General features: G+C 71.6%; 25 protein-coding genes. 8 read left to right on the top strand and 17 right to left on the bottom strand.

Annotated features, from left to right (window positions below):
- Positions 1–54 precede the first annotated feature (54 nt).
- The 10 genes from efeB to HGK68_RS10635 all read right to left on the bottom strand — a co-directional run bounded on the left by efeB (position 55) and on the right by HGK68_RS10635 (position 13,232).
- Positions 55–1,422 carry an iron uptake transporter deferrochelatase/peroxidase subunit gene (efeB, locus tag HGK68_RS10680; RefSeq protein ID WP_169165946.1) on the bottom strand — a complete coding sequence of 456 codons (1,368 nt, stop codon included), beginning with the start codon at positions 1,420–1,422 and terminating at the stop codon, positions 55–57.
- Positions 1,412–2,608, bottom strand: coding sequence for an iron uptake system protein EfeO (gene efeO, locus HGK68_RS10675; protein WP_169165945.1), 1,197 nt, complete (start codon positions 2,606–2,608; stop codon positions 1,412–1,414). The genes efeB and efeO overlap by 11 nt, the downstream gene beginning before the upstream one ends.
- 40 nt (positions 2,609–2,648) lie before the next feature.
- Complete coding sequence (gene efeU / locus HGK68_RS10670) at positions 2,649–3,500, bottom strand: iron uptake transporter permease EfeU (RefSeq protein ID WP_169165944.1); 852 nt, start codon at positions 3,498–3,500, stop codon at positions 2,649–2,651.
- Positions 3,501–3,587: 87 nt separating this feature from the next.
- Entirely contained in the window at positions 3,588–5,426 is a 1,839-nt protein-coding gene (locus HGK68_RS10665) for an AMP-dependent synthetase/ligase (RefSeq protein ID WP_169165943.1), read from the bottom strand.
- Positions 5,427–5,476: 50 nt separating this feature from the next.
- On the bottom strand, positions 5,477–6,229 hold the full coding sequence (locus tag HGK68_RS10660) for an amino acid ABC transporter ATP-binding protein (protein ID WP_169165942.1): 753 nt from the start codon (positions 6,227–6,229) through the stop codon (positions 5,477–5,479).
- Positions 6,229–7,053, bottom strand: coding sequence for an amino acid ABC transporter permease (locus HGK68_RS10655; RefSeq protein WP_169165941.1), 825 nt, complete (start codon positions 7,051–7,053; stop codon positions 6,229–6,231). The genes HGK68_RS10660 and HGK68_RS10655 overlap by 1 nt, the downstream gene beginning before the upstream one ends.
- A gap of 2 nt (positions 7,054–7,055) precedes the next feature.
- The gene (locus tag HGK68_RS10650; protein WP_169165940.1) at positions 7,056–7,874 is read right to left on the bottom strand and encodes a transporter substrate-binding domain-containing protein; all 819 of its coding nucleotides are present in this window, start codon (positions 7,872–7,874) and stop codon (positions 7,056–7,058) included.
- Positions 7,875–8,015: 141 nt separating this feature from the next.
- The gene (locus HGK68_RS10645) at positions 8,016–8,930 is read right to left on the bottom strand and encodes a DUF3800 domain-containing protein (RefSeq protein WP_169165939.1); all 915 of its coding nucleotides are present in this window, start codon (positions 8,928–8,930) and stop codon (positions 8,016–8,018) included.
- A 148-nt stretch (positions 8,931–9,078) separates the two neighbouring features.
- The gene (gene valS / locus HGK68_RS10640) at positions 9,079–11,775 is read right to left on the bottom strand and encodes a valine--tRNA ligase (RefSeq protein WP_169165938.1); all 2,697 of its coding nucleotides are present in this window, start codon (positions 11,773–11,775) and stop codon (positions 9,079–9,081) included.
- 38 nt (positions 11,776–11,813) lie between these two features.
- Positions 11,814–13,232, bottom strand: a complete 1,419-nt coding sequence (locus HGK68_RS10635) for an MFS transporter (RefSeq protein ID WP_169165937.1) — start codon at positions 13,230–13,232, stop codon at positions 11,814–11,816.
- 166 nt (positions 13,233–13,398) lie between these two features.
- Here HGK68_RS10635 and HGK68_RS10630 point away from each other — a divergent pair, with 166 nt between their 5' ends.
- The 4 genes from HGK68_RS10630 (at position 13,399) to HGK68_RS10615 (ending at position 16,055) form a co-directional block, all read left to right on the top strand.
- A complete protein-coding gene (locus HGK68_RS10630) occupies positions 13,399–13,776 on the top strand; it encodes a hypothetical protein (RefSeq protein ID WP_169165936.1) in 378 nt (125 codons plus the stop codon).
- A gap of 69 nt (positions 13,777–13,845) precedes the next feature.
- On the top strand, positions 13,846–14,817 hold the full coding sequence (locus HGK68_RS10625; RefSeq protein WP_169167073.1) for a TIGR03557 family F420-dependent LLM class oxidoreductase: 972 nt from the start codon (positions 13,846–13,848) through the stop codon (positions 14,815–14,817).
- Entirely contained in the window at positions 14,814–15,593 is a 780-nt protein-coding gene (gene cofE, locus HGK68_RS10620; RefSeq protein ID WP_246260291.1) for a coenzyme F420-0:L-glutamate ligase, read from the top strand. The genes HGK68_RS10625 and cofE overlap by 4 nt, the downstream gene beginning before the upstream one ends.
- A gap of 30 nt (positions 15,594–15,623) precedes the next feature.
- The gene (locus tag HGK68_RS10615) at positions 15,624–16,055 is read left to right on the top strand and encodes an SRPBCC family protein (protein WP_246260289.1); all 432 of its coding nucleotides are present in this window, start codon (positions 15,624–15,626) and stop codon (positions 16,053–16,055) included.
- A 78-nt stretch (positions 16,056–16,133) separates the two neighbouring features.
- Here the strand turns inward: HGK68_RS10615 and HGK68_RS10610 are convergent, their stop codons facing one another.
- On the bottom strand, positions 16,134–16,505 hold the full coding sequence (locus HGK68_RS10610; RefSeq protein WP_169165935.1) for a YbjQ family protein: 372 nt from the start codon (positions 16,503–16,505) through the stop codon (positions 16,134–16,136).
- Positions 16,502–17,074, bottom strand: a complete 573-nt coding sequence (locus HGK68_RS10605; protein WP_169165934.1) for an HhH-GPD-type base excision DNA repair protein — start codon at positions 17,072–17,074, stop codon at positions 16,502–16,504. Before HGK68_RS10605 ends, HGK68_RS10610 begins: the two co-directional genes overlap by 4 nt.
- Before the next feature lie 68 nt (positions 17,075–17,142).
- On the opposite strand from HGK68_RS10605, the gene cofC reads away from it, so the two are divergent.
- Both cofC and HGK68_RS10595 read left to right on the top strand, forming a co-directional pair.
- Entirely contained in the window at positions 17,143–17,850 is a 708-nt protein-coding gene (cofC, locus tag HGK68_RS10600; protein ID WP_169165933.1) for a 2-phospho-L-lactate guanylyltransferase, read from the top strand.
- Positions 17,851–17,859: 9 nt separating this feature from the next.
- The gene (locus tag HGK68_RS10595) at positions 17,860–18,852 is read left to right on the top strand and encodes a serine hydrolase domain-containing protein (RefSeq protein ID WP_169165932.1); all 993 of its coding nucleotides are present in this window, start codon (positions 17,860–17,862) and stop codon (positions 18,850–18,852) included.
- A gap of 25 nt (positions 18,853–18,877) precedes the next feature.
- On the opposite strand, the gene cofD is transcribed toward HGK68_RS10595, so the two are convergent.
- The 5 genes from cofD to HGK68_RS10570 form a co-directional block, all read right to left on the bottom strand.
- Positions 18,878–19,951 carry a 2-phospho-L-lactate transferase gene (gene cofD / locus HGK68_RS10590; RefSeq protein ID WP_169165931.1) on the bottom strand — a complete coding sequence of 358 codons (1,074 nt, stop codon included), beginning with the start codon at positions 19,949–19,951 and terminating at the stop codon, positions 18,878–18,880.
- Entirely contained in the window at positions 19,948–20,736 is a 789-nt protein-coding gene (locus tag HGK68_RS10585; RefSeq protein ID WP_169165930.1) for a putative F420-0 ABC transporter ATP-binding protein, read from the bottom strand. Before HGK68_RS10585 ends, cofD begins: the two co-directional genes overlap by 4 nt.
- Entirely contained in the window at positions 20,727–21,782 is a 1,056-nt protein-coding gene (locus tag HGK68_RS10580; protein WP_206155738.1) for a putative F420-0 ABC transporter permease subunit, read from the bottom strand. The genes HGK68_RS10585 and HGK68_RS10580 overlap by 10 nt, the downstream gene beginning before the upstream one ends.
- 1 nt (position 21,783) lies before the next feature.
- Entirely contained in the window at positions 21,784–22,782 is a 999-nt protein-coding gene (locus tag HGK68_RS10575; protein ID WP_246260288.1) for a putative F420-0 ABC transporter substrate-binding protein, read from the bottom strand.
- 125 nt (positions 22,783–22,907) lie between these two features.
- Positions 22,908–24,284, bottom strand: coding sequence for an aminotransferase class I/II-fold pyridoxal phosphate-dependent enzyme (locus HGK68_RS10570; protein WP_169165928.1), 1,377 nt, complete (start codon positions 24,282–24,284; stop codon positions 22,908–22,910).
- 183 nt (positions 24,285–24,467) lie between these two features.
- Here HGK68_RS10570 and HGK68_RS10565 point away from each other — a divergent pair, with 183 nt between their 5' ends.
- Together HGK68_RS10565 and hydA are read left to right on the top strand one after the other, a co-directional pair.
- Entirely contained in the window at positions 24,468–25,313 is an 846-nt protein-coding gene (locus HGK68_RS10565; protein ID WP_169165927.1) for a nitrilase-related carbon-nitrogen hydrolase, read from the top strand.
- A gap of 14 nt (positions 25,314–25,327) precedes the next feature.
- Positions 25,328–26,746 carry a dihydropyrimidinase gene (gene hydA, locus HGK68_RS10560; RefSeq protein ID WP_169167069.1) on the top strand — a complete coding sequence of 473 codons (1,419 nt, stop codon included), beginning with the start codon at positions 25,328–25,330 and terminating at the stop codon, positions 26,744–26,746.
- The last annotated feature ends 9 nt before the right edge of the window (positions 26,747–26,755 follow it).

Genomic DNA, 26,755 nt, shown 5'->3' with positions numbered 1-26,755 from the left:
CTCGCGCGTCCCGTGCGGGGTGGCCGGGTCGCAGCGGTGGCCTCCGGACCGGGTTCAGCCGAAGAGTCCGGCCCCGAGGTACTCGTCGTCCACCAGTGACCCGTCGGTGCCGATCGCGGACACGCCCGGCGGCACCGCGAACAGCGCCGAGGAGGTGTGCACCAGGTACTCGGCCATCAGGTCGTGCTGGGCGAGGGCCTGCTGCATCGGCACGTAGTGGGTGCGCGGGTCGCGGGTGAAGGCGATGAAGTACAACCCGGCGTCCAGTCGGCCCAGGGCGTCGTTCCCGTCGGTGAAGTTGTAGCCCCGGCGGAGCATCCGGATCCCGCCGTTGCTGGTCGGGTGGGCGAGCTTCACATGGGAGTCCGGGTCGATCAGGCTCGCGCCGTCCCGTCCGGCTCGGCTGAAGTCCGGCTCGGTGAACTCCTCGCCGCCGGAGAGGGGGGCGCCAGTGCCCTTGGTGCGGCCGACCACCCGTTCCTGTTCCCGCAGGGTCGAGCGGTCCCAGGTCTCGATGGTCATCCGGATCCGGCGGCCGGTCAGGTAGCTGCCGCCGGTCATCCAGGCGGAGTCGGTGCTGTCGGCCTCGGCGTCCGCGGCCTGGACCCAGACATGCTCGGCCACCGCGTCGGCGTCCTCGGCCATGATGTTGGCGGTGCCGTCCTTGAAACCGAACAGATTGCGCGGGGTCTGCTGCGCGGTGGAGGTGGAGGAGGTGCGGCCGTAGCCGAGCTGTGCCCAGCGCAGCCGCGCGGTGCCGAAGGCGGCCCGGGACAGGTTGCGCACCGCGTGCACCGCCACCTGTGGGTCGTCGGCGCAGGCCTGCACGATCAGGTCGCCGTCGCATCGGGCCGGGTCGAGGTCGTCACCCGGGAAGTGCGGCAACGGCGCCAGGGCACCGGGCAGGCGATCGGCGATGCCGAAGCGGTCCGTCGCCCCGTCCGCCCCGACGAACAGCGACCGGCCGAAGCCGATGGTCAGGGTCAGCCCGGCGGCGGGGAGATCGGCCGCCTCGCCGGTGTCGTCCGGCGGTGCGTCGTAGCTGCCCTGCGCGAAGCCGAGCGGCCCGGCGGACAGGCCCTGGGTCAACCGGGCGGCCATCGTGGTCCAGGCGCGCAGCAGCGCCGTCAGGTCCTCGACGCTGTCCGTGGTCAGGTCGAAGGCCGCCAGGTACATCCGGTCCTGGGCCGGGGTGACGATGCCCGCCTGGTGCGCCCCGGCGAAGGGGTAGGTGCGCGCCTCGGCGGCGGTCGCGGTGTCCGGGGCGGTGGCCCGCCCGGCGAAGAACCCGCCACCGGCGGCGGCCGCGACCAGCCCGGCCGCCCCACCGCCGAGCAGCAGGGCGCGGCGACTGGGTCCGCTGCGCTCCGGTCGCTCGGGGCTGTCAGGCGTCGGTCGCTGCGGGGGCTGTTCAGGAGGCATCGGTGATCACCGCGGTGAGGTGGGACAGCGGCTCGCTCACGGCATCCACCGCCGCCGCGAGCTCGGCCACCTGGTCGGTGGTCAGCTGGTCGTAGGACACGAAGCCGGCGTCGATCGACCCGTACTGGGCCAGCAGCTCGTCCAGCGCGGCGAACCGGTCGTCCAGCTGCTGCACCAGCTCCGGGTCCTCCTGCTCGGCGACGGGGCGCAGCACACCCAGCCCGACCTCGGCGCCGTCCAGGTTGGCGCGGAAGTCCCACAGGTCGGTGTGCGACCAGATCTCCTCCTCGCCGGTGACCTTGCCGGTGGCGACCTCGTCCAGCAGCTCCTTGGCGCCGTTGGAGATCTGGAACGCCTGGAAGCTGAAGTCGTCGGCGGTGACCCGGCTCTCCAGCTCAGCGGTGAGCTCGACCAGCTGCGCGGCGGCCGCCTGGCGCTGCTCGGCGGTCAGCGGGGTGTACGCCTGACCGCCGTTGGCCGCGGCATCGGGCTGCCAGAGGTCCTTCTCGATGAAGTGCCAGCCGCTCCACTCGTCGCCCTCGGCCAGGTCGGCCTCCCGGGCGTCCAGCAGCGGGTCCAGGTCGCCGAAGGACTCGGCCACCGGCTCCACCCGCTCCCAGTGCGCGCGCACGCTGGCGTACAGCGACCGTGCGGTGTCGTCGTCACCGGCGGTGTAGGCGTCGGCGAACTGCTGGGTGCCGGTGACCAGGGAGCCGACCTGATCCTTGACGTAGGCCACGTAGTCGGTCTCGGCCTTCGCGAGCTGATCGGCGACCGCACCGGTGGGGCCGACGTCGGCGCCGGAGTCGGTGACGGTGAAGGCGGCGGTGATGCCGTCGCCGATCATGCCGGGCTTGCAGGCGGTGTAGTAGTCGCCGGCGGGCACCTGGACCACCAGGTCGCGGGTCAGGCCCGGGCCGATGTTCTCCAGCTCGGAGACCACCCGCAGCTTGTCGTCGGCGAGCAGGTAGAACTCGGTCACGTCGTCACCGCTGTTGGTGATGGTGAAGGTGAGCTTGCCCGAGGGTGCCTCGGTGGCGGAGACGGTGCAGGCGTCGGCGGCGGAGTCGACGGTGATCGCGTCGGTGGCATCCGCCGGTGCGTTGTTGTCCACGCAGGCGGCCAGCGGCAGCACGAGGGCGCCCAGGGCGAGGGTGGGCAGGACGGCGCGGGTGGAACGGGTCATCGGTGCTCCGGAGGTCGGGAGTCGGGTGTGGGTGGGGGTGTCAGGCGGCGGGGGCGGTGACCCGCGGCGTCGGGGCCGGGCGACGGGTGCCCGGGCCCCAGACCTGACGGACGTACAGCACGCCGACCGGCACCAGGTAGGCGCACCAGGCGCCGACCTCCAGCCAGGTGGGCGCGGGGGAGAAGGTGAACAGGCCGGCGAGCAGGGTGCCGTACCAGCTGGACGGCGGGACGATCGCGGAGATGTCGTAGGCGATCGCGCCGAGGCCGGGCAGGATCCCGGCCTCCTGCAGGTCGTGCACGCCGTAGGCGACGACCCCGGCGGCGACCACGACCAGCAGGGCGCCGGTCCAGGAGAAGAACACCCCGAGGTTGAGCCGCACCGCCCCGCGGTACACCGCCCAGCCGAGGACCACGGCGATCGCGATGCCGATCAGGGCGCCGATCAGCGGCCCGGCAACGGTGGCGGACGCCTGCGCCCCGGCCCACAGAAACAGCGCCGTCTCCAGGCCCTCACGGCCGACGGCGAGCAGCGCGACCACGAAGACGGCACGGCGTCCGGCGATCAGCGCCTGGTCGAGCTTGCCCTCCAGGTCGGCCTTGAGGTGCCGGGCGGTGCGAGACATCCAGAGGATCATCCAGGTGAGCAGCCCGGCGGCGACCAGCGACAGTGAGCCGCCGATCGCCTCCTGCGCCTCGAAGGTCAGGCCCTTGGGTCCGAAGGTGAGTACGGCGCCGAAGCCGAGCGAGACGACGACGGCGGTGCCGACCCCGGCCCAGAGCATCGGCACCAGGTCACGTCGACCGGTGCGCACCAGGTAGGCCAGCAGGATGCCGACCACCAGTGATGCTTCCAGGCCCTCGCGCAGGCCGATCAAGACGTTCGCGATCACGCGTTGCTCCCAAGGTATGCCTTACCTAACCGCGGGAACTGTAGCGCTGCTCGACCCGTTGAGGAACCACCGGCCGTCAGATGAGCGTCAGTGCGAGCCGCCGGCCGCCTTCTCCTCGGCGGTGCGGGTGTCGGTGTAGAGCGCCTCGACCTCGGCGGCGAAGTCCTGCAGCACCAGGGCGCGCTTCACCTTCAACGAGGGGGTGAGGTAGCCGTTCTCCTCGGTGAAGTCCGAGGTCAGCACGCGGATCTTCTTGATCGCCTCCGCACGGGAGACCGCCTCGTTGGCCCGCTCGGCCGCCCGATCCAGCGCCGCGAGCACCTCCGGATGCCGGGCGGCGGTCCGCACGTCCATCGGCGGCAGTCCGTGCATGGACAACCACCCGGGCAGCATCTCCTGGTCGAGGGTGACCAGCGCACCGATGAACGGCTTGCCGTCGCCGACCACCACGACCTGGGACACCAGCGGGTGGCCGCGGAACCGGTCCTCCAGCACCGCGGGGGCGACGTTCTTGCCGCCGGCGGTGACGATGATCTCCTTGGCGCGGCCGGTGATCCGCAGGTAACCGTCGTCGTCGAGTGACCCGAGGTCGCCGGTCGCGAACCAGCCGTCCTGCAGCGCCTCGGCGGTGGCCTCCGGGTTGTCGTGGTAGCCGCGGAAGACGTGCGGACCCTTCGCCCAGATCAGGCCCTGGTCGTCCACCCGCAGCGTCGTGCCGGGGTAGGCCGGGCCGACGGTGCCGATCTTGATCAGCTCGGGGGTGTTCACCGCGCTCGGGGCGGTGGTCTCGGTCAGGCCGTAACCCTCCAGGATCACCACACCCATGCCCCGGTAGTAGTGACCCAGCCGCTCGCCCAGCGGCGCGCCACCGGAGATCGCGTACTTCAGCGAGCCGCCCATCGCCGCGCGCAGCTTGCGCAGCACCAGCGCGCTGGCCACGGCATAGGCGGCCTTGAGCTGCGCCGACGGACCGGCAGCGGTGTCCAGCGCCCGGGAGTAGGTGATCGACACCTTCGCGGCCCACCGGAACATCTTCAGCGTGAAGCCGGAGCCCGCCTTCTGTTCGGCCGAGTTGTAGACCTTCTCGAACACCCGCGGCACGCCGAGGATGAAGGTCGGCCGGAACGAGGCGAAGTCGGCGAGCAGGGTCCGGGTGCTCGGCGCATGGCCCAGCACGGCACCGGACTCGATGCCGATCATCTGGATGAACCGGGCGAAGACGTGCGCCAGCGGCAGGAACAGCAGGGTGCGGTCACCGGGCTTGGCGACCACCTCGCCCAGGCGGGCCACCCCGTTGCGGATGTTGTCGACGAAGTTGCCGTGGGACAGCTCCACGCCCTTCGGCCGCCCGGTGGTGCCGGAGGTGTAGATGATCGTGGCCACGTCGTCGGCGGACGCCAGCGCCCGACGGCGCTCGATCTCCGCGTCGGCCACCCCGGTGCCCTGGTGGATCAGCCGCCCGATGGCGTCGTCGTCGATCACGAAGACCTCGCCCAGCTCGGGCACCTCGGCCCGGACCTGCTCGACCAGCGCGGCGTGCGCCGCGGACTCGACCACCGCGAGCTTCGCCCCGGAGTTCGCCAGGATCCACTGCACCTGCTGCGCGGAGGAGGTCTCGTAGACCGGGACCCCGACACCCCCGGCGAACCAGACGGCGAAGTCGGTCAGCGTCCACTCGTAGCGGGTGCGGGACATGATCGCGACCCGCTCGCCCGGCTGGAGCCCCTGCGCGACCAGGCCCTTGGCCAGTGCGGTGACCTCGTGCACGAAGCCGCGCACGGTGACCGGCTGCCAGGAGCCGCCCAGGCCGGTGTTGCGCTCGATCAGCACCCCGTGCGGGTCACGGGCCAGGCGGCCGAGCAGCAGGCCGGGCACATTCAGGCGCGGGTCGTGCGGGACGGGGGTCTCGGCGCTGAACTCGCGCATCGGTGCTCCAGATCGCAGGTCGAAAGGTCGGCCACCGATGCTATCGGCCGTCACCGACCCGCGGCGTGGGTCGGGTCCAGGACCCGCTGCAGGAAGGCCTGGGTGCGGGCCTCGCGCGGCGCACCGATCACCTGGTCCGCCGGACCCTCCTCGACCACGACGCCACCGTCCATGAACACCACCCGGTCGCCGACGTCGCGGGCGAAGGCCATCTCGTGGGTGACCACGATCATGGTCATCCCGGCGTCGGCCAGATCGCGCATCACCGCCAGCACGTCGCCGACCAGCTCCGGGTCCAGCGCGGAGGTCGGCTCGTCGAAGAGCATCAGCTGCGGGTCCATCGACAGCGCCCGGGCGATGGCCACCCGCTGCTGCTGGCCGCCCGACAGCTGGGCGGGCATCGCCTCGGCCCGGTCGGCCAGACCCACCCGGGCCAGGTTCTCCCGGGCGATCCGCTCCGCCTCGTCCTTCGACCGCTTGAGCACCTGGCGCTGGGCCATCGTGCAGTTGTCCAGCACGGTGCGGTGCGCGAACAGGTTGAACTGCTGGAAGACCATGCCGACGTGGGTGCGCACCCGGTCGATGTCCACGTCCGGGTCGGTGACGTCCACGCCCAGGACGTCGATCCGGCCGGCGGTGGGCTGTTCCAGCAGGTTCACGCAGCGCAGCAGGGTCGACTTGCCGGAGCCGGAGGGCCCGACCACGCAGACCACCTCGCCCTGGGCCACCTCCAGGTCGATGCCGGTGAGCACCTCGCGGTCGCCGAACGACTTGTGCAGATCCTTGATCCGGACGACGGACATCAGCGGCTCCTCACGCCTCGACGCTCCAGGTACCGGGCGAGCTGGCCCAGCGGCAGGGTGATCAGCAGGTAGCAGGCGCCGATCAGGAACAGCGGCGTCAGGCCACCGGTGGCGTTGTTCAGCGCGTCGCGGCCGATCTTGGTCAGGTCGTACTGGCTGGCCGTCAGACCGAGCAGGAACACGAGTGAGGTGTCCTTGGTCAGCAGGATGAACTCGTTGGTCATCGGGGGCAGCACGATCTTGAACGCCTGCGGGATGACCACCTGGACCAGGGTGCGTCCGTGCGACATGCCGAGCGACCGCGCCGCCTCGACCTGCCCCTTCGGCACCGCCTGCAACCCGGCCCGCAGGGTCTCCGCGATGTACGCGGCCGACACCATGCCGAGGGCCAGCGCCGCCTTGGTGGTCACCGAGCCGATGGACACACCGAAGGCGATCGGCACCGCGTACCCGAAGGAGATCACCACCAGCAGCGCCGGGATGCCGCGGAAGAACTCGATGTAGACCGTGGCAATCCAGCGGTACAGCCGCACCGACGACAGCTTCATCAACGCCAGCAACGTGCCCAGGGTGAGCCCGACCGCGAAGCCGCACAGGGTGTAGATCACCGTGTTCAGGAACGCGCGCGGGATGAGCGGGGCGATCTGCTCGACCGCGTCCCGGTTGAAGAAGTTCTGCCCGACCCGCGACCAGTCGATCACCAGTGCCAGGGCGACGACGGCCACCGCCAGCACCGCGTACTGCGCGATCCGTGCGCGCCGGGCCCGACGCCGCGGACTGGTGCCGCGGGCGCCGAGGTCGGGCAGGGAGTCGGTGGTGGTCATGCTCAGCTGTCCGAGGGGCTCGGCTCGGCGGTCGACGCGTCGGCCGGGGCGGTGCCGATGAACTCGGTGTACAGCTCGTCGTAGGTGCCGTCGGAGTGGATGCGCTCCAGGGTCGCGTTCACCTGGTCCAGCAGGGCGGTGTTGCCCTTCTTCACGCCGAAGCCGTACTGGTCGCCGGTGGTGAAGGTCGCCGTCACCTCGAAGCCGTCCGCGATGTACGGGCCCAGCACCGCGATGTCGTTCACCACCGCGTCGACCTGGCCGGTCTTCAGCGCCTGGATCTGCAGGCCGAGGTCCTCGAACTGGACCGCGTTCAGGCCCTTCTCCTGCACCCAGTCGTCACCGGTGGTGGCCTGCTGCACGGCGATCTTCTTGCCCTCCAGCGCCTCCTCGGAGTCGATGTCCGAGCCCTCGGCGACCAGCAGGCCCAGGTCGGCGTCGAAGTACGGGTCGGAGAAGTCGAACTTCTCCTGGCGCTCCGGCGTGATCGAGATGCCCGAGGCCACGATGTCGCAGTTGCCGGTCTCCAGGTCCGCGCCGGACTGCAGGCCCTCGAACGGGGTCGACTTCACGTTCAGCTCGACGCCGAGGTCCTTGGCGACCTCGCCCACGATGGCCGGATCGAGGCCGGTGATCTCGCCACCGTCCTCGTACTCGAACGGCTCGAACGGCGGGTTGGTGCACATGGTCAGCTGCCCGGAGTTCACCAGCTCGACCCCACCGGTGGCGTCACCGGCGGCGGTGTCGTCACCGCTGGAACAGGCGGCGAGCAGCAGGGCCGCGCTGGCGGCGAGGGGCAGCAGGGCGGTGCGGGTGCGCATGGGATCTCCTCAGAGCGTCAGGAACTGGAAAACCATACAGGTGTGACGATAGATATGCATAAACCGGGATGAGCTGCCGAACGACGACGGGCCCGCCACCCCACGATGAGGGTGACGGGCCCGTCCGGCCAGTGCTGCGACTCAGGCGGTCGGCTTCTGCCTGGCCCGCTCGGCTGCTGCCTTGATCCGCCGAGCCACCGCGGGGTCGATGCCCGCGCCGACCAGATGCCCGCGGGCCGACGGGTGCACGCGACGGGCGCGGTCGAAGATGTCGCTGTTGTTGAGGTCGGCCACGGCGCGCTGCCACAGGTGCAGCTTCGACTCATGCGTGAAGGCGGAGTGCATCGTCGGGAACGCCCGCGGGTCGACGACCCAGCGCTGGCGTGAGTCGACGACCAGCTGGTAGTCGATGGCGCGGGACACGCAGGCTGCTACCCAGTCGGCGAACTGGATGTTCGCGCTGAGCACGCTGTCGACGTGCATCGGTGGCTCGATGATCCGGCGCATCTCAGGGTGGTCCTCGGCCCGGCCGAGGATGTGGCTGTACATCACCGGCAGCCGTTCCGAGCGGGTGCGCTCGTTGATCTGATCGATCAGGACCATCAGGTTCTTGTGTTGTCCATCGGCGTTGCGGGCCAACCGGTTCAGCGTCTCGCGCATCGCCGCCGTCTCGCGAGCCGGGGGATCGAGGGCGGTCTGACGTGGGGTGCCGAGCGGCTTCTCGTCGGCGTAGTAGAACAGGCGGCCATCCAGGTCGCGCAGGCGCCGGGCCAGTCCGTTGAACACCCGAATCTGCTCCGGGTAGCGCTCCCAGGTCTGGGGTCGGAACACCTCAGCCCCCTTGCGCTCCCACCGACCCGGATGCTCGGCGGCCTCGATCTCGCGCCGGAAGAGCGTGCGCTTCTCCCGTTGGAAGATCGCGCCGAACCTGCGCGCGGATTCTGCCGGGATGACGAAGCCTGCGTATCCGAAAGCGGCACTCGTGTTGTACCGACGATCATCGTGGCCGACGAACGCGCCGGTCTCTCCGACCTCGTCGATGTACGCGAGTTGCATGCACCTCAGTATGAAGCGTCGCGGCAACGCAGAAGCCCACACCGAAGTGTGGGCTTCTCGAGTCGGCGCTCTCGAGCCTGTTTCAGCTCGTGCAACCGAGGTCAGCATACCCACATAGGCCTAGGTGGGTGCATCTGTGAACCAGCGGTCAGGCGGTCGGCTTCTGCTTCGGCTCCGGCGGCAGCAGCTCGGCGTCCTTCGCGACCACGGTGGCATCCGCCGTGTCGGCGACCTCCACCAGGTCCAGGGTGCCGGTGGCGCGGCCGGCGGCGCGGATGTCGCCGAGGGCGACGGTGACGCCGGGGAGCAGGGCGGTCGGCACCTCCAGGGTGGCGGAGGTGATCTCGGCGCGCATGGACAGCTTGGCCTCGGACTTCACCTTGCGCAGGGCCGCCAGTCCGGCACCGGCGGCGGCGACCACGGCCGGGTCGGCGTCACCGGCGGCGGTGCGCAGGCCCTCGGAGGTCGGCCAGGGTGCGCGGTGCACCGTGCCCTCGCGCCACCAGGACCAGACCTCCTCGGTGGCGAACGGCAGCACCGGGGCGAACAGCCGCAGCAGCACGTCCAGCGCCAGGCCCAGGGCCGCCCGCGCGGAGGCGGTCTCGGCGGTCACCTCGGACGACTCGGCACCGGCGCCGTAGGCACGGTCCTTGACCAGCTCCAGGTAGTCGTCGCAGAACGTCCAGAAGAACGTCTCGGTGAGCTCCAGCGCCCGGGTGTGGTCGTAGGACTCCAGTGCCGCGGTGGCCTTGTCGACCACGTCGGCGAGCCCGGCGAGCATCGCCCGGTCCAGGGTCTCGGTGACCAGGGCCGGGTCGAGGGCGTCCGCCCCCTGCTCGGCGCCGCCGAAGGACAGCGCGAACTTCGACGCGTTGAGCACCTTGATCGCCAGGCGGCGGCCGATCTTCATCTGGCCGACCTCGAAGGCGGCGTCGGTGCCCAGTCGGGCCGAGGCGGCCCAGTAACGGACCGCGTCCGAGCCGTGCTCCTCGAGCAGGCCCATCGGGGTGACGACATTGCCCTTGGACTTGGACATCTTCTTGCGGTCCGGGTCCAGGATCCAGCCGCTGATCGCGGCGTCCTTCCACGGCAGGGTGCCGAACTCCAGGTGCGAGCGGACCACCGTGCTGAACAGCCAGGTGCGGATGATGTCCTGGCCCTGGGGACGCAGGTCCATCGGGAACACCCGGGAGAACAGGTCGGGGTCGGAACGCCAGCCACCGGCGATCTGCGGGGTGAGCGAGCTGGTGGCCCAGGTGTCCATGATGTCGGGGTCGGCGACGAAGCCACCCGGCACGCCGCGCTGGTCGGCCGTGTAGCCGTCCGGCACGTCGGAGGACGGGTCGATCGGCAGCTGGTCCTCGGACGGCAGGATCGGGCGGGTGTGATCGGTCTCGCCCTCGGCGGTCACCGGGTACCAGACCGGGAACGGCACGCCGAAGAACCGCTGGCGGGAGATCAGCCAGTCACCGTTCAGGCCGCCGACCCAGTTCTGGTAGCGCACCCGCATGAAGTCCGGGTGGAAGCCCAGCTCGCCGCCCCGGGCGAGGAGCTCCTCGCGCAGATCGGCGTCGCGGCCACCGTTGCGGATGTACCACTGCCGGCTGGTGACGATCTCCAGCGGCTTGTCGCCCTTCTCGAAGAAGTTCGCCTTGCGCTGGGTGGTCTGCGGCTCGCCGTCCAGGTCGCCGGACTCGCGCAGCCCAGTCACGACCAGCTCGCGGGCGGAGAAGGTGGTCTTCCCGGCCAGCTCGGCGTACAGCGCACGGCCCGCCTCGTCGGTGATCCACTCCGGCACCTCGCGCAGCAGGCGGCCGTCGCGGCCGATCACCGAGCGGGTGGGCAGGTTCAGCTCGCGCCACCACTGCACATCGGTCAGATCGCCGAAGGTGCAGCACATCGCGATGCCCGCGCCCTTGTCCGGCTCGGCGGCCCGGTGGGCCAGCACCGGCACCTCGACGCCGAACAGCGGGGAGGCGACGGTGGTCCCGAACAGGTGCTGGTAGCGCTCGTCGTCCGGGTGGGCGATCAGGGCGACGCAGGCGGGCAGCAGCTCGGGACGGGTGGTCTCGATCTGCACGATTCCCTCGGCACCGTCGGCACGATGGAAGTTCACCTTGTGGAACGCACCCGGGTAGTCGCGGGCCTCCAGCTCGGCCTGGGCGACGGCGGTCTGGAACGTGACGTCCCAGAGTCCGGGGGCCTCGGCCTGGTACGCCTCACCGCGGGCGAGGTTGCGCAGGAACGCCTGCTGGGCGACGGCGCGGGCCTCACCGGAGATGGTCTGGTACGTGCGGGTCCAGTCCACCGACAGGCCCAGCCGGCGCCACAGCGCCTCGAACTGCTGCTCGTCCTCGACGGTCAGCCGCTCGCACAGCTCGACGAAGTTCTTCCGGCTGATCGGCACCTGGTCGGCGGCCTTGACGCTCTTGCCCTCACCACCCACGTGCGGGGGAGTGAAGTCCGGGTCGTAGGGCAGCGACGGGTCGCAGCGCACGCCGAAGTAGTTCTGCACCCGGCGCTCGGTCGGCAGGCCGTTGTCGTCCCAGCCCATCGGGTAGAACACCTCGGCGCCGCGCATCCGGCGGTAGCGGGCCACGACGTCGGTGTGGGTGTAGCTGAAGACGTGACCGACGTGCAGCGAACCGGAGACGGTCGGCGGCGGGGTGTCGATCGAGTAGACCTGCTCGCGGGTCGCGGTCCGGTCGAAGGCGTAGGTGCCCTGCTCGGTCCAGGCGCCGTTCCAGCGCTCCTCGACACCGTCCAGCGATACCCGGTCCGGTACCTCGCGGCTGGCTCGCACACCGGTGAGGGGACGGGACTCGGGGATCTTCTGGTCGGTCATGGTGCTCATCTTTCCAGACGGGCCGGGGCGGTTCGTCCTCACTCCGGCAGGCGGGCGTCCTGGGACTCGGGGGCGGTGTTCACCGGTCCGGTGGTCACCGCGGCCGGGCGCAGGGTGCGGATGTCCCAGTCCGAGCGACGGGCCAGCACCAGGCCGACCACGACGGCGCCGAGCAGCGGTCCGGTCCCGGCTGCGATCATGCCGACCCGCGGACCCAGGTGCTCGCACACCCAGCCGATCAGGGTGCCGGAGATCCCCTGCGCGCCCAGGCCGGTCAGGATGTACAGCGCCATCACCCGGCCGCGCAGGTGTGGGGCCACCGTGGTCTGCACCAGGGTGTTCGAGCTGGTCAGGTAGAGGATGGTGCACAGGCCCATCCCGATCAGGGCGACGACGAACACCGGGCGGGACGGCGCGGCGGCGGCGATCAGCTGGATGGTGCCGATCGCGCCGGCCAGCAGCACCAGGTTCAGCAGCCGACCACCCTTGCGGCGACCCGCCAGCAGCGCACCGGTCAGTGCGCCGACCGCGAGCATCGAGTTCAGCAGCGCGTAGCCACCGGCATCCGAGTCGAAGACCCCGTCCGCCCAGGCGGCGAGCACGGTGGCCATGTTCACCCCGGTGACGGACACGAAGCCGAGCAGGACGGTGGCCCACATGATCCGGGGACTGGTGCGGGCGTAGGCCAGGCCCTCGCGCAGCTGACCCTTGGCGCGCGGCACGGCGGGGGTGGCGGTCAGCTCGGCCGGCCGCATCGCGATCAGCAGGCCGACCGCGATCAGACAGGCCACGGCGTTCAGCTCGAAGGTCCAGCCCTGGCCGACCAGCTTGATCAGCACACCGGCGACCGCCGGGCCGAGCAGGGCGCCGAGCTGGAACACCGCGGAGTTGATGCTGATCGCCTGCCGCAGGTGGGCGGGACCGGCGACCTCGTGCACGAACGCCTGCCGGGCCGGGTTGTCGAAGGCGGTCGCGAGCCCACCGACGAACGCGCCGAGCAGCACGTGCCAGGCCTGGACGTGGCCGGTCAGCACCAGCACACCGATGGCGAGCGCCGACAGGCCGAACACGGTCTGGGTGACCATCAGCAGTCGTCGACGCGGGAAGCGGTCCGCCAGCACGCCGCCGACCAGCCCGAGCGCCAGCACCGGGAGCAGCTGGAGGGAGACGGTGAGGCCGACCATCGCCGCGGACCCGGTCAGGGTCAGCACCAGCCAGTCCTGCGCCACCCGGGCCGCCCAGCCGAAGGTGTTGGTCAGCACCTGGGAGATGACGTACAGCCGGAAGTTGCGCACCCGCAGCGCCGCCCGCAACGAACTCTGCTGGGCGCCGGGGAGGGCGGGGGCCGGGGTGCGGCGGTGCGGCAGGAACCGGGGCACGGTGTACCGGATGCGCGCGGCGGTGCGCTGCGTCTGCGAGCCGCGGGTCGAGGTCGGTCGGGTCTTGGTCGGGGACACGGGACGGCGGCTGGCCGAGGGCACAGAACTTCCTCAGAAAGACATCGGGTGGGAGTCCTGCCACCGTACGCCGGATCGAGGGATGTTTCGCCTGGTTGCGAGCAAGATCACCACCGGTGTGACTACTCTCTGGCCGATTGTCCGAATTCTGCCTCGAGGAGCACCCATGGCCGTCGTCGACTACTTCATCACCGGACCGCACGACGCGGGCAAGGCCCTGCTGCGCGACGCGCTCGCTCGCCAGGGCTTCGCCGTCGAGGCGGAGCTGCCGAACGGTGGCTGGACGGTGGGCCGGGGCAGCAAGGCGAAGACGTTCTGGCTCGGCGCCTTCGCCGGGAAGGCGTCCCAGCGCCTCACGTTCACGGTCGGCTTCTTCGAGCACCAGGGCAACCTGGTCGCCCGGCTGGAGCGGGAGAGCGGCAACGGGATGATGGCCGGCGCCGTCGGTGTTGCCCGGTCGAACGAGATCTTCGAGACCACGGTGGGCGCTGTCGGTCACGACCTGCACACCGCGGGCGTGCTGGCCGGGAGCACCCGCGCGTAGGCTCGCAGGAACGGTTGGATCGCGAGGAGGACGTTCGTGGCTGAGGGCTTGCAGGTCGGGTATGCGGCAATGCTGGAGCAGTTCCACCCGACCGAGGCGGTGGAGCTGTCGGCCTATGCCGAACAGCACGGCTTCCTCGGCACGATGGCGGCCGACCACTTCCAGCCCTGGGTGCCGCAGCAGGGGCAGTCGGCGTTCGTCTGGAACGTGCTGACCGCCCTGGGCGAGCGCACGACGGGCGACCTCGGCCCCGGGGTGACGGCGCCGACCTTCCGCTGGCACCCGGCGATGGTCGCGCAGGCATCCGCGACCCTGGCGGCGATGTACCCCGGTCGGCACTGGCTCGGACTGGGTTCCGGCGAGGCGCTGAACGAGCACATCGTGGCCGGGTACTGGCCGGAGGCTCCGGAGCGGATCAACCGGATGTTCGAGGCGATCGACATCATCAAGAAGCTGTTCGCCGCCTCGCTCGCCGGCAAGGACGTCAAGCACTCCGGCCAGTTCTACAAGCTGGAGTCCACCCGGCTGTGGACCATGCCGGAGGTCGCACCGGAGATCCTGGTCGCCACCGCCGGTCCGGTCACCGCCAAGCGGGCCGGCAAGCACGCCGACGGCCTGATCACGGTGGGTGCTCCGTTGGAGAAGATCAGCGGACTGTTCGGGAAGTTCGACGAGGGAGTCCGCGAGTCCGGCCGTGACCCGCAGGAGCTGCCCAAGGTGCTGCAGCTGCACCTGTCCTGGGCGGACACCGACGAGCAGGCCATGACGAACGCGATGACCGAATGGCCCAACGGCGGGATGAAGTTCCCCAAGGGCGACATCCGCTCGCCCTTCGACTTCGCGCAGATGGCCAAGCTGGTCCGCCCCGAGGACTTCGAGGGCCGGATGATCATCTCGGCCGACCCCGACGTGCACCGCGCCGAGATCCAGAAGTACGTCGACCTGGGCTTCGACCGGATCTACCTGCACAACGTCGGGCGCAACCAGCGGGAGTGGATCGAGGTCTTCGGCCGCGAGGTGCTGCCGAAGCTCACCCGGTGACCGCGGTCCTGTCGGCCTGGGCGCCGGACGGTCTGGGCGAGGTCGCACCCGGTGACGACCTCGGCGCACTGCTCGGTGACCTTCTGACCGGTCGCACCCCGCTGGCCGACGGCGACATCGTCGTGGTGACCAGCAAGATCGTGTCCAAGGCCGAAGGGCGGATCGTCGCCGCCACCGACCGGGAGGACGCGATCACCGCCGAGACGGTGCGGGTGGTCGCCAGCCGGGCGCATCCCGGCGGGATCACCCGGATCGTGGAGAACCGGCTCGGGCTGGTGATGGCGGCCGCCGGGGTGGATGCCTCCAACACCGCCGAGGGCACCGTCCTGCTGCTGCCGGTCGACCCGGACGCCACCGCTCGCGCCCTGCGTGCGGCCCTCGCCGAGCGCTTCGGCGTCCGGCTGGGCGTCCTCATCACCGACACCGCCGGTCGCACCTGGCGCCAGGGGCAGACCGACATCGCGATCGGCGCCGCCGGGGTCCGGGTGCTGGACGACCTGCGCGGCAGCACCGACACCCACGGCCGCCGACTCGAGGTGTCGATGGCGGCGCTCGCGGACGAGATCGCCGCCGCCGCCGAACTGGTCAAGGGCAAGGCGACCGGGCGGCCGGTGGCGGTGGTGCGCGGCATGGGGCACGCGGTCACCGACGACGACGGTCCGGGCGCACGGGTGCTGGTGCGGGTCGGGCCGGAGGACATGTTCCGCGAGGGGACCGTCGAGGCCTACACCCGGGGCTACGCGGACGGAGCGGCGGGGGTCGAGGCGCGGCCCTAGGACGGGTCGCCAGTGGCTAGGGTGTCTCCTGTGCCTCGTGACATGGTGACGGTGACGACGGATGTCGCCGCGCCCGTCGAGGTCGTCTGGCTGTTCCTGACGACGGGGCGGGACGCGTGGTGGCCCGAGATGCGCTTCGAGGCTGTGGTCGGCTCGCCGCTGGTCGAGATCTGGGTCGAGGAAGGCCGCCAGATCACTGCGACCGGACGCGTCACGCGATGCGATGAGCCTCGGGTGCTCGGATTCAGCTGGACCGAGCGGGGGTGGGAGCGCCCCCTCGACGTCGTGATCGAGCTCGTCGCGAACGGGCGGTCGACCACGGTGACGCTCACCGAGACAGGGTTCTCCCGGGCTCACGTTCCCTCCGCGTTGCCTGCCGAACACGAGGAGGGGTGGCGATATCACCTCACGCGATGGCAGCGGGTGAGCGAAGGCGGAGCAGCCGGGGTCGACGCTCAGTGAGCGCCGCCTGGCCGAGCGCGTCGCGAGCCTGCGCAGCTCCCGAACGGGTGCGGCGCCAGCCCTAGCGCCGGAGGTCGTTCAGCCCTGGCCCGCGATCTGCGCCGACTGGCCGGTGGCACCTGGCTGCCCGCCGGGGATCGGCTCGACGATCACGGCGGTGCCGTAGGCGCACACCTCGGAGAACTGCCCGATCGAATCGGTGTCGAAGCGCATCGCCACGATGGCGTTCGCGCCGCGCTGGGTCGCCTCATCGGTCATCCGGCGCATCACCTCGTGCCGGGACTCGTACATGATCTGGGTGTACTCCGGGATCTCACCGCCGCCGATCGCGCGGAAGCCCGCGGTGAAGCTCTGGCCGAAGTTGGTCGACCGCACGGTCAGGCCCATCACCTCACCGAGCACCGCCTGGATGCGGTAGCCCGGAACCTCGTTGCTGGTCACGATGATCATGCTGACGCCTTCTTCGTGGCGGCCTTCGCCGCCTGCTTGGTGGCCCGGACCCGACCGAGCGACTCCTGGTCGGTGACATCCGCGATGGAGCGGAACTGATCGTCACCGTAGTCGCCTGCCGCCTCGCGCCACCCGGTCGGCTGCACGCCACGCTGCTTGCCGAGCACGGCCAGGAAGATCCGCGCCTTCTGGTCGCCGAACCCCGGCAGCGCCTTCAGCCGCTTCAGCACGGTGCGCGCATCCGGGTCGCCCTCGGTCCACAGCCGGGTGACGTCGCCGTCGTAGTCCTCGACCACGGCCCGGGCCACCGCCTGGATCCGACCGGCCATCGACCCCGGGTAGCGGTGCACCGCCGGGGGTGTGGCGCACAGCGCGGCGAACGCGTCGGGATCGGCGTCGGCGACCCGGCGCACGTCCAGGCCGTGCATCCGGTCGGCGATCTTGGCCGGTCCGGCGAAGGCGGTCTCCATTGCGACCTGCTGGTCCAGGAGCATGCCGAGCAGCAGGGCGAACGGGTCGGTGTCCAGCAGGGTGTCGGCGGCGGGATCGCCGGTCATCCACAGGGGCATGGGCTCATCCTCGCACCGCCGCTGTCCGACCGGTGGGTGCAGGGGACGGGGCGGCCTAAGCTCGCCCCGTGTCGAGTCGTCGCTGGGTGGTCGTGGTCCCCGTGAAGGAGGCCACCCGGGGCAAGACCCGGTTGGCGGATGTGCTGGAACCGAGTGCCCGTGCCGCGCTGGTCCGGGCGATGGCGCTGGACACCGTGGAGGCGGTCACCGGGTGCGCGGCGGTGGCGCGGGTGCTGGTGGTGACCGGTGATCCGGTGGTCGCCGCGTCGGCTGGGCGGCTGCCCCGGGTCGGGGTGCTGGCCGAGCCACCGGGGCAGGTGGGCGACACCGGGTGGGCGGCGCTGGACCGGGCGGCGGCGGCCGGGGTGCGGCGGGCGCGGGCCGAGGCACCGGGTGCCCCGTGCGCCGTGCTGCTGGGTGATCTGCCCGGGCTGGACCCCGAGGAGCTGGCGGTGGCGCTGGCTGCCGCGGCGACGGCGGGCGACGGGTCGGGCCGGGCGATGCTCGCGGACGCGGAGGGCAGCGGGACGACGCTGCTGGCGGTCGGCTCCGGGGTCGCCTTCGATTCCCGGTTCGGCGTCGGGTCCGCAGCGGCGCACCAAGAGCTCGGCTACCGGCCGCTCGACCTCGACCTGCCCACCCTGCGGCAGGACGTGGATGTGCCCGCCGACCTGGCCCGGGTGATCGAGCGACGCGTCGGCGGCCGGACCCAGGCGCTGCTGGACCGGCTCGCCCCGCTGCCAATTCCGTGGTCCGGGACCGGGGGTGTGTCCTAGCGTCGGGGCATGACCTCCGCCATCGCCGCCGCCCTGGACGCCGCCGCCCTCGACTCCGGTTTCAGCGGGGTGATCCGGGTCGACCACGACGGGGAGACCTTCGCCCGCGGGTACGGACTGGCGGATCGGGCGCACCGGATCGAGGCCACCGCCGAGCACCGGTTCGGGGTCGCCAGCATCGCGAAGGGCTTCACGGCGCTCGCGGTCGGGGCGCTGGTCGACGACGGGCGGATCGGGCTCGACGACCCGGTGCGGCCGGTGCTCGGCACCGACCTGCCGCTGGTGGACGACCGGGTGACGGTGGGGCAGCTGCTCGCGCACCGGTCGGGGATCGGTGACTACCTGGACGAGTCGGAGGGGGAGATCACCGACTACGTGCTGGACCTGCCGGTGCACCGGCTGGACTGCACGGAGGCATTCCTCCCGGTGTTGGACGGCCGGCCGCAGCAGGAGTCGCCGGGGGAGGTGTTCCGGTACAACAACGCGGGCTTCGTGCTGCTGGCGCTGGTGGTCGAGCGGGTGACCGGGATGCCGTTCCAGGACTGGGTGGCGGAGCGGGTGTTCCGGCCGGCGGGCATGACCGCGACCGGGTACCCGCGCACGGACGAGCCGACGGGCGACGTGGCGCCGGGCTACCTGGACCAGGACGGGTCGCGCACCAACGTGCTGCACCTGCCGGTGCGGGGCAGCGGGGACGGCGGGGCGGTGTCCACGGCGGCGGATCTGGCGGCGTTCTGGTCGGCGGTGGTCGGCGGCCGGATCGTGTCGGCGCAGACCCTGGCGGCGTTGACGACGCCGGTGAGCGAGGTGCCGGACGAGGGGCTGCGGTACGGGCGCGGGTTCTGGCTGGGCGAGCAGTCCGACACGGTGCTGCTGGAGGGCTATGACGCGGGGGTGTCGGCGCGGACCTGGCACCGGCCGAGCACCGGGGTCACCGGCACGGTGATCGCGAACTGGTCGGACGGGGCGTGGCCGGTGTTGCAGGCGATCGACTGGGAGTGAGCGCCGGGCGGTCAGACGCAGGTGCTCAGCGCCCCGCCAGCGCCAGCAGCTCCGCCGCGATCCGGGCCGCGGCCGGGACGTCCACCATCAGCGTGTCGGTCGCCGCGGTGCGCCAGCCGTCGAACGCCAGCGCTTCGGCGGCGTCCTTGTCCGCGGTGTCCACCAGCCAGCCGTCCAGGATCCCGGCCGCCGACCTCGCCCCGTCGGTCCGGACATCGGTGGTCGCCGTCCCGTCGGTATGGGCGCCGCCGGTCGTGGTCCCGTTGGTGGGGACGCCGCTGGTCGCTGCCACGTCGGACCGGAGTCCGTAGTGCCGGGCCACCGCCTCGGCCGTCGCCGCCACCCCGATGGTCGCCAGGCACTCGGCCGCCATGCCGCGGACCGGTGCGCCGCCGATGATCGGGGAGATGCCCACCACCGGCGCATCGGTCCGGGCGAGCGCGTCGCGGATGCCGGGCACCGCGAGGATCGTGCCGACCGACACCACCGGGTTGGACGGCGGCAGCAGCACGGCGTCGGCGGTGGCGATCGCCGCCAGGACGCCGGGTGCCGGTTCCGCCGACTCCAGCCCGACCTGGACGAATCGGCGGGCGGGCAGTGCGGCACGGTGCCGGACCCACCACTCCTCGAAGTGGATCAGCCCGCCGTCGACCTCGACATGGGTCTCCACCGGCTGGTCGGACATCGGCAGCAGGCGCACGCCCTGGTCGGCGAGCCGCCAGCGGGCCGTCAGGCGCTCGGTGGCCTGGGAGAGCGTGTGACCCTCGTGCAGCCACTGGGTCCGGGCGAGGTGAGTCGCGAGGTCGAGGTCGCCGAGGGTGAACCAGTCCCAGCCCACGTCGTAGGCGGCGAGGTCGGCGGACACCCGGGAGGTCTCGTCCCGCCGGCCCCAGCCCTGGTCCTCGTGCACGGCGTCGCCGAGGGTGTACATCAGGGTGTCCAGGTCGGGGCAGACCCGCACGCCGTGCAGCCACATGTCGTCGCCGGTGTTGGCGATCACGGTGACCTCGGAACCGGGGTGGGTGTCGGCCAGGTGGGCGAGCAGGCCGCGGGTGAACCGGGCGCCGCCGACGCCGCCGGACAGCACGGTGAGCTTCATCGGACTCCTTCGGGGACGGCGAGGGTGGGGGCGTCGCCGAAGGCGATCACGGGGCGGCCGGTGCGCGGGTGCACCAGGACCTCGCAGTCCACCCCGTAGACCCGGGCGACCAGGTCGGGGGTGAGCACGTCGCGCGGGTCCCCGGCGGCGACCAGGACGCCCTGGGACAGCACCAGGACGTGATCGCAGTAGGCGGCGGCCAGATTGAGGTCGTGCAGCGCCGCGACGGTGGTGCGGCCGAGGTCGCGCACGAACCGCAGCAGGGACAGCTGGGCCGCCACGTCCAGGTGGTTGGTCGGTTCGTCCAGCAGGAGCAGCTCGGGTTCCTGGGCCAGAGCACGGGCGATGTGCACCCGCTGCCGCTCGCCGCCGGACAGCGCGTCCCAGGAGCGGTCGGCCAGGTGGTCGGCACCGGCCGCGACCAGCGCACGGTCGACGGCATCGTCCGCGGCGTCGGTGCCCCACAGGGTGCGGTAGGGGATCCGGCCGAGGGCGACCACCTCGCGCACGGTGAGCGGCACGGTGGAACTCGACTCCTGTTCCAGCAGCGCGATCCGGCGCGCACGTTCCCGACGGGGCAGGTCGTGCACCGCGCCGTGGTCGACCAGCACCGCACCGGCCTCGGGGTCGAGCAGCCCGGCGATCATCCGCAGCAGGGTGGACTTGCCCGCGCCGTTGGGCCCCAGCAGCCCGGTCAGGGCGCCGGACGGGGGAGTGGCGTGCACGCCGTCCACCACCCAGCGGCCGCCCAGCCAGACCCCGGCGCCGTCGATGGTCAGGTCCATGCGTTCCCCCTCCGTCGGCGCAGCAGCACGGCGAACACCGGCACCCCGATCAGTGCGGTGACGATGCCCACCGGGAGCTCCCGTGGGTCGAACAGGGTCCGGGCGAGCGTGTCGGCCCAGACCAGGAAGATCGCTCCGGTGACGGCGACCACCGGCAGCAGGCGCCGGTGCGCCGGGCCGGTCAGCGCCGACACCGCGTGCGGCAGCACCAGACCGACGAAGCCGATCGAGCCGGAGACCGCGACCATCGCGCCGGTCAGCAACGCCACCAGGGTCATCAGCGTCCATCGGGTGCGGTCGACGTCGATGCCCAGCGCCGCCGCGGCGGTGTCGCCGAAGGCGAAGGCGTCCAGCCGGGTCGCCGACCCGATCAGCACCAGCCCGACCAGCACCACCGCCACCCCGGCGATGGCGACCGACCGCCAGCTGGCCCCGGCGAGCGACCCGAGCAGCCAGTTCAGGATCTCGCGGTAGGAGTCGCCGGTGGCGGACCAGAAGATGACGAAGGAGGTGCCCGCCGCCGCCAGCTGCGACACCGCCAGTCCGGCCAGGACGGCGCGGCCCGGCGTGAGGGTGCCGCCCACCCGGGCCAGGGACAGGGTGGCGATCAGCGCCGCCAGTGCCCCGGCGAACGCGGCCACCGGCAGCAGCAGCGAGATGCCGAGGATCAGCACGGCCACCGCACCGAGCGACGCACCGGAGGACAGGCCCAGCAGGTACGGGTCGGCCAGCGGGTTGCGGGTCAGGGACTGCATGACGGCACCGGCCAGGGCGAGCCCGGCGCCGACCGCCGCGGCGGTGAGGACCCGGGGCAGTCGCAGCTCCCAGACGATCGCGTCGGACAGCACCGGCAGGGCATCCCGCGACCCCAGCCCCAGGTGCCCGGCGATCGACCGGGCCACATCCGCCACACCCAGGTCGGCCGGGCCGATGGTGACGCAGACCAGCACGGTCGCGACCAGCAACACCACCCCGACCGGCAGCACGACGGACAACGGTGCGCGGCGACGCACCGGTGTCGAGGTGGGGGTGGCGAGGGCGGTCATCTCAGCCGTTCAGCTCCGCGAGCTGGTCGGTGAGCGAGACCACGGCATCCACATTGCGCACCCCGGCCTCGGTGGCCGGGAAGGGCAGGGTCAGATACCGGTGCTGCTGCACGGCGGACAGCTGCGAGGTGGCCGGGTTGGACTCCAGCAGGTCGATCTTGGACTGGGCGGTGTTCCAGTCGGCGTCGACCAGCACGATCACGTCCGGGTCGGCCGCGACGATCTGCTCCCACCCGGCCGAGGTCCAGGTGTCGTGCACGTCGGCGAAGATGTTGGTCAGTCCGGCGGCGTCCAGGATCATCTGCGGCGCACCGATCCCGGCCCCGACGTACGGGGTGTCCGTGCCGGAGGAGTACCAGAGCGCGGTGGTGCCCTCCTCGGCGGGGGTGACGGCGTCCAGGGTCGCCTGCTGCTCGGTGACCAGTTCGTCGGCCCGGTCATCGACGCCGAACAGCGACCCGGTCTCGCGGATCTCGTCGAAGAGTCCGTCGAAGGTCAGCGGGTCCGGCATGTAGTCGGCCTCCTTGCAGGCGGCCGGGGACACGAAGGTGCCGATCCCGAGCTGCTGCAGGGTGCTGCGGTCGCCCGCCCCGTCGGCGCTGAAGTTGGACTCCCACCCGGCGTAGACGAAGTCCGGCTGTGCGGCGAGCAGCGCCTCCTGGCCGGGCACCTTGTCGGAGAGCACCGGGATGTCGGCGGCGTCGGCGGCCAGGTCGTCCGGCAGCGGGCCGTCGGCGAAGGCGGTGCCCACCATCCGGTCGGCCAGCCCGAGGCTGAGCAGCAGCTCGGTGGCGGTGGACTTGATGGTCACGATCCGCTGCGGGGGAGCGTCGACGGTGACCTCGGTGCCGCAGTTGTCGACGGTGACCGGGGTGAAGGCGGCAGCTGTGCCGGTGGTGCTGGTGGCGGACGGGGCGGCGGAGTCGGTCGAGTCGCCGCCGGCACAGGCGCTGAGCGCGAGGACGACGGGCACGACGACGAGGGCCGGGCGGATGCGCACGGAAGGGTTCTCCAGGGAGGGACGCGGAAGTCGGGGGAGTCGGCGCAAATCGGCACCGGGTCGCGTCGCCCACTCACCGGGCGGCGGCATCCGAGCCACGATCCGGCTCGGTTCCGGCGTCCAGCCTACGCCGGGCGTGTGTCAGCGGTGTGTCGGGCGTCCGCCGCACTGGCCAGCACCCGGGCGATCCGGTCGATCACGGCCGGGTCCCCGGGCAGCGCCCCCAGCGAGACCCGGACGTGGTCGTCGCCGCGCGCGCTGAAGGGCCGACCCGGAGCCACCCGCACCCCCGCCGCCTCGGCCAGCACCAGCGCCGCCGCCTCGTCCGCCACCGGCAGCCACAGGTTGATCCCGTCACCGGGTTCCAGGCTCACGCCGTGCCGACCCAGAGCGGTGACCAGCGCCCGCTGCCGGGCGTAGTAGGTGCGCCGTGCCTGAGCCACCGCGTCCAGCGCGTCGCCGTCGGTGAGCAGGTCGACCAGCAGGCGTTGCAGCAGGCGGCTGGTCCACCCCGGGCCGAGCATCCGGCGGGCGATCAGGCGATCCAGCACCGCGGCCGGTCCGCCCACGGCGGCGATCCGCAGGTCGGGCCCGTGCGACTTGGAGTACGACCGGATGTGCACCACCCGGTCCGGCAGGTGCTGCCCGATCGACACGTCCGACCCGGAGGCGATCTGCCCGGAGTGGTCGTCCTCGATCACGGTGAGTTCGCCTCCCGCGGCGAGGTGCGCGCGCAGCACCGCGGCGAGCTCCCGGGCGCGGGTCGAGGTGATCGAGGCGCCGGTGGGATTGTGCGCCCGGGGTTGCAGCAGCACCACCTGGGGGTCGGTGCGCAGTGCGCGGGCCAGCCCGGTCGGTGACATCCCGGCGCGGTCCACCGGCACCGGCACCCGTTCCAGCCCGAGGTGGTCGCACAGGTCCAGCACCGGGGGGAAGCCCGGGTCCTCCACGACCACCCGCCCGCCGAAGCCGGTGAGCTGTTCCAGGGTGCGGCTGATCGCGTCCACCGCGCCGTCCACCACGGTCAGCCGCGGGGCGTGGAACGGCCAGGAGGCGCGCAACAGTCGTTCCAACGGGTCGATCAACGGGGAGCCGAGATAGCTGGCGGTGGCGGCTGCCGGCGAGTGAGCCGCGACCCGGGCGAGGGCGGGGCCCAGGGGCGGGAGCAACGCGGGGTCGGGGGTGCCGGTGGACAGGTCGAGCACATCGGTGCGCCGGGTGTCGGTGCCGGGTGCCATCTCCCGGTATCGGGGTGGGAGCCACGCGGAGGGTTCGGGCAGCACCACCGTCCCGGCCCGGCCCCGTGCCGCCACCAGTCCGACCGTCGCCAGCGCCTGCCACGCACTGGACACGGTGGCCGGGCTGACCTGGAGGTCGGCGGCCAGCGCGCGCACCGTCGGCAGCCGGTCGCCGGGTCGCAGCTCGCCGCTCCGCACCAGCCGGGAGATGGCGGCGGCGATGCCCCGGGGGCTGCGGTCCTGGATGTGGCGGGCGACGTCCATGCCGGACATCGTGCGGGCCCGAAACACCGGTGGAACCGGGTCGGTCGAAAGGTTTACCCGCACGTCACGAACGTTCTCGGCGCCGAAACGGGGCGATACGCCGCCGAAATGTCCAAGCCCCAGAGTCACATTCCTCACCACCACCGCCACCCCGGGCGGCGGACGATGACGAGAGGTGCTGACATGACAGTGCGGGTCGCGTTCACCCAGGCCACCTGGACCGGTGACAAGGAGTCCATGATCCGGTTGCACGAGGACTGGACCCGTGAGGCGGCCGACGCCGGGGCGCAGATCATCGGCTTCCAGGAACTGTTCTACGGCCCGTACTTCGGCATCACGCAGGACACCGGCTACTACGACTACGCCGAGACGATCCCGGGCCCGACCACCGACCGGTTCAGTGCGCTGGCCAAGGAGCTGGGCATCGTGATCGTGCTGCCGATCTACGAGGAGGACCAGCCCGGGGTGCTCTACAACACGGCGGTGGTGATCGACGCCGACGGCACCCTGCTCGGCTCCTACCGCAAGCACCACATCCCGCACCTGCCCAAGTTCTGGGAGAAGTTCTACTTCCGTCCCGGCAATCTCGGGTACCCGGTGTTCGAGACGGCGGTGGGGAAGATCGGCGTCAACATCTGCTACGACCGGCATTTCCCGGAGGGCTGGCGGGTGCTGGCGCTGAACGGGGCGGAGATCGTGTTCAACCCGAACGCCACCGCCCCGGGCATCTCCAACCGGTTGTGGGAGGTCGAGCAGCCGGCCGCGGCGGTCGCCAACGGGTACTTCGTGATCGCCAACAACCGGGTCGGGCTGGAGGACAACGAGTACGGCGACCAAGCGGTGGACTTCTACGGCTCGTCCTACGCGGTGGGACCGGACGGGGAGTACATCGGCGAGGTCGGCTCGCGCACCGACAACCAGCTGTTGATCCGGGATCTGGACCTGGAGCAGATGCGCACGGTGCGCGAACGGTGGCAGTTCTTCCGGGACCGCCGCCCGGACGCCTACGGCCCCATCGTGGCGCCGTGAGCGGGGGCGGGGCGATGACGACGCTGATCACCGGCGGCACCGTGGTCAATGCGACCGGCCGTGGCGCTGCCGACGTGCTGATCGACGGCGAGACCATCGTGGCGCTGCTGGCACCGGGGTCGACGCTGCTCGGCTCGGATCTGGTGCACAGCGTGGATCGGGTGATCGACGCGACCGGCAAGTACGTGATCCCGGGCGGCATCGACGCGCACACCCACATGGAGATGCCCTTCGGCGGCACCTTCGCCTCGGACACCTTCGAGTCCGGGACCACCGCGGCGGCCTGGGGCGGGACGACGACCATCGTCGACTTCGTGGTGCAGTACCCGGACGAGAACCCGCTGACCCAGTTCGCGCTGTGGCAGGACAAGGCCGCCGGGAACTGCGCGATCGACTACGCCTTCCACCAGATCCTGTCCGACGTGCAGGACTCGTCGCTGCACGCGATGGACGAGCTGATCGCCGAGGGCGTCACCAGCTTCAAGCTGTTCATGGCCTACAAGGGGGTCTTCCTGTCCGACGACGGGCAGATCCTGCGGGCGATGCAGAAGGCGTCGGACAACGGCGCGATGATCATGATGCACGCGGAGAACGGCTCGGTGATCGACACCCTGGTGCAGCAGCACCTGGCCCGGGGCGAGACCGCGCCGTACTACCACGGGGTGTCGCGGCCCTGGCAGGCGGAGGCGGAGGCCACCCACCGGGCGATCATGCTCGCGGACCTGACCGGGGCGCCGCTGTACATCGTGCACGTCTCCGCGAAGCAGGCGGCCGAGCAGATCGCGGTGGCCCGGGACCGGGGGCAGAACGTCTTCGGCGAGACCTGCCCGCAGTACCTGTACCTGTCGTTGGAGGAGCACCTGGGCGCGCCGGGCTTCGAGGGGGCGAAGTGGGTGTGTTCCACCCCGCTGCGCTCGAAGCACGAGGGCCACCAGCACCAGATGTGGAACAGCCTGCGCACCAACGACCTGCAACTGGTCTCCACCGATCACTGCCCGTTCTGCATGAAGGACCAGAAGGACATGGGGATCGGGGACTTCTCGAAGATCCCGAACGGCATCGGCTCGGTCGAGCACCGGATGGACCTGCTGTACCAGGGCGTGGTGACCGGGGAGATCACCCTGGAGCGCTGGGTGGAGATCTGCTGCACCACCCCGGCGCGGATGTTCGGCATGTACGGCAAGAAGGGCGTACTGGCGCCCGGCGCTGACGCCGACGTCGTGATCTACGACCCGAACGGGCACACCTCGATCGGCCTCGGGAAGACCCACCACATGGCGATGGACTACTCGGCCTGGGAGGGCTTCGAGATCGACGGGCACGTCGACACGGTGCTGTCCCGTGGGCAGGTGGTCGTCGACGGCGGTGCCTTCCACGGTCGGGCCGGTCATGGCCGCTACGTGCCCCGGGCGCTGTCGCAGTACCTGATCTGAGAGGGGCGA

Source organism: Cellulomonas taurus (assembly GCF_012931845.1).
Lineage (GTDB): Bacteria > Actinomycetota > Actinomycetes > Actinomycetales > Cellulomonadaceae > Cellulomonas > Cellulomonas taurus.
The sequence above is the reverse complement of the archived record's forward strand: the minus strand, read 5'-3'. Positions and strand labels throughout refer to the sequence as shown.